The organism is Isoptericola sp. NPDC060257 (assembly GCF_042726645.1).
Lineage (GTDB): Bacteria > Actinomycetota > Actinomycetes > Actinomycetales > Cellulomonadaceae > Isoptericola > Isoptericola nanjingensis.
Map to the genome: position 1 here is coordinate 1 of NZ_JBHXAW010000410.1, position 2,556 is coordinate 2,556.

General features: G+C 69.3%; 1 protein-coding gene. It reads left to right on the top strand.

The window, feature by feature from the left end; translation table 11 throughout:
• The coding region (locus tag ACFWEK_RS20690) for an ATP-dependent Clp protease ATP-binding subunit (RefSeq protein WP_430555258.1) at positions 1 to 2,498 on the top strand (2,498 nt) is incomplete at its 5' end.
• Positions 2,499 to 2,556 lie beyond the last annotated feature (58 nt).

A 2,556-nucleotide genomic window follows, 5' to 3' on the forward strand; every position in this document is an offset into this window, starting at 1 on the left:
ACCACAACTACATCGGCACCGAGCACATCCTGCTCGGACTCATCCACGAGGGTGAGGGCGTCGCCGCGAAGGCCCTGGAGTCGCTGGGGATCTCGCTCGACGGCGTCCGCACCCAGGTCACCGAGATCATCGGCGAGGGCCAGCAGGCCCCGAGCGGGCACATCCCGTTCACGCCGCGCGCCAAGAAGGTGCTGGAGCTGTCGCTCCGCGAGGCGCTGCAGCTCGGGCACAACTACATCGGCACCGAGCACATCCTGCTCGGCCTCATCCGCGAGGGCGAGGGCGTCGCCGCCCAGGTCCTCACGAAGATGGGCGCCGACCTGAACAAGGTGCGCCAGCAGGTCATCCAGCTGCTGAGCGGCTACCAGGGCAAGGAGCCCGTGGCCGCCGGCGGCCCGCAGGAGGGGCAGCCGTCCGGCTCCGCCGTCCTCGACCAGTTCGGCCGCAACCTCACCCAGGCCGCGCGCGAGGGCAAGCTCGACCCGGTCATCGGCCGCTCGACGGAGATCGAGCGCGTCATGCAGGTGCTGAGCCGCCGCACCAAGAACAACCCGGTGCTGATCGGCGAGCCGGGCGTCGGCAAGACGGCTGTCGTCGAGGGCCTCGCCCAGGACATCGTGCGCGGCGACGTGCCGGAGACGCTGAAGGACAAGCAGCTCTACACGCTGGACCTCGGCGCCCTGGTCGCCGGCTCCCGCTACCGCGGTGACTTCGAGGAGCGCCTCAAGAAGGTGCTCAAGGAGATCCGCACCCGCGGCGACATCATCCTGTTCATCGACGAGATCCACACCCTCGTCGGGGCGGGTGCCGCCGAGGGCGCGATCGACGCGGCGAGCATCCTCAAGCCGATGCTGGCCCGCGGCGAGCTGCAGACGATCGGCGCCACGACGCTCGACGAGTACCGCAAGTACGTCGAGAAGGACCCGGCCCTGGAGCGCCGCTTCCAGCCGATCCAGGTCAACGAGCCGTCGCTCGAGCACGCCATCGAGATCCTCAAGGGCCTGCGCGACCGCTACGAGGCGCACCACCGCGTGTCCATCACGGACTCCGCGCTGGTCTCCGCCGCGCAGCTCGCCGACCGGTACATCAACGACCGGTACCTGCCGGACAAGGCGATCGACCTGATCGACGAGGCGGGCGCGCGCCTGCGCATCCGCCGCATGACGGCGCCGCCGGAGCTCAAGGCCCTGGACGAGGAGATCGCCGAGGCGCGCCGCGACAAGGAGTCGGCGATCGACGAGCAGGACTTCGAGAAGGCCGCCGGGCTGCGGGACAAGGAGAAGCAGCTCACCGCCCAGCGCGCCGACAAGGAGAAGGCCTGGAAGTCGGGCGACCTCGACTCCGTCGCGGAGGTCGACGACGAGCTCATCGCCGAGGTGCTGGCGATGTCGACCGGCATCCCGGTCGTCAAGCTCACCGAGGAGGAGTCCAGCAAGCTCCTGCACATGGAGGACGAGCTGCACAAGCGGGTCGTCGGCCAGAACACGGCGATCAAGGCCCTGTCCCAGGCGATCCGCCGCACGCGTGCGGGGCTCAAGGACCCGAAGCGCCCCGGTGGCTCGTTCATCTTCGCCGGCCCCACGGGCGTCGGGAAGACGGAGCTGGCCAAGGCGCTCGCCGAGTTCCTCTTCGGGGACGAGGACGCGCTGATCCAGCTCGACATGTCCGAGTTCTCGGAGAAGCACACCGTGTCGCGGCTGTTCGGCTCGCCTCCCGGGTACGTCGGCTACGACGAGGGCGGCCAGCTCACGGAGAAGGTGCGGCGCAAGCCGTTCTCGGTGGTCCTGTTCGACGAGGTCGAGAAGGCTCACGCGGACATCTTCAACTCGCTGCTGCAGGTGCTCGAGGACGGTCGCCTGACCGACTCGCAGGGCCGGGTGGTCGACTTCAAGAACACCGTGATCATCATGACCACGAACCTCGGCACGCGGGACATCGCCAAGGGCGTCCAGACCGGCTTCAACGCCGGCGGCGACCTGGTGACCTCCTACGAGCGCATGAAGGCGAAGGTCAACGAGGAGCTCAAGCAGCACTTCCGGCCGGAGTTCCTCAACCGCGTCGACGACGTGGTGGTCTTCCCGCAGCTCTCGCAGGACGAGATCATCGAGATCGTGGACCTGGAGATCGCGAAGCTGGACAAGCGTCTGCGCGACCGGGACATGGCCATCGAGCTCACGCCCGCCGCGAAGAACCTGCTGGCGGAGAAGGGCTACGACCCGGTGCTCGGCGCCCGTCCGCTGAAGCGGGCGATCCAGCGGGAGATCGAGGACACCCTGTCCGAGAAGATCCTGTTCGGCGAGCTCAAGGCCGGCGACCTCGTGCTGGTCGACGGCGAGGGCGAGGGCATCCTCGGGGAGTTCAGCTTCCGCGGGGTCCCCAAGAGCGAGCACGAGCGCGGGCCGGTCACGGTCGGCGCGGCGGCGGCGCTCGACGCCCCCACCGGCGTCTCGGTGCACGACCTGCCCCCGACCGGGCAGATGCAGGCCGGCGCGGAGTGACGCGCTGAGCCCACCGACCTGACGGTCGACGACGAAGGCCCCGGACCCCCTCACAGGG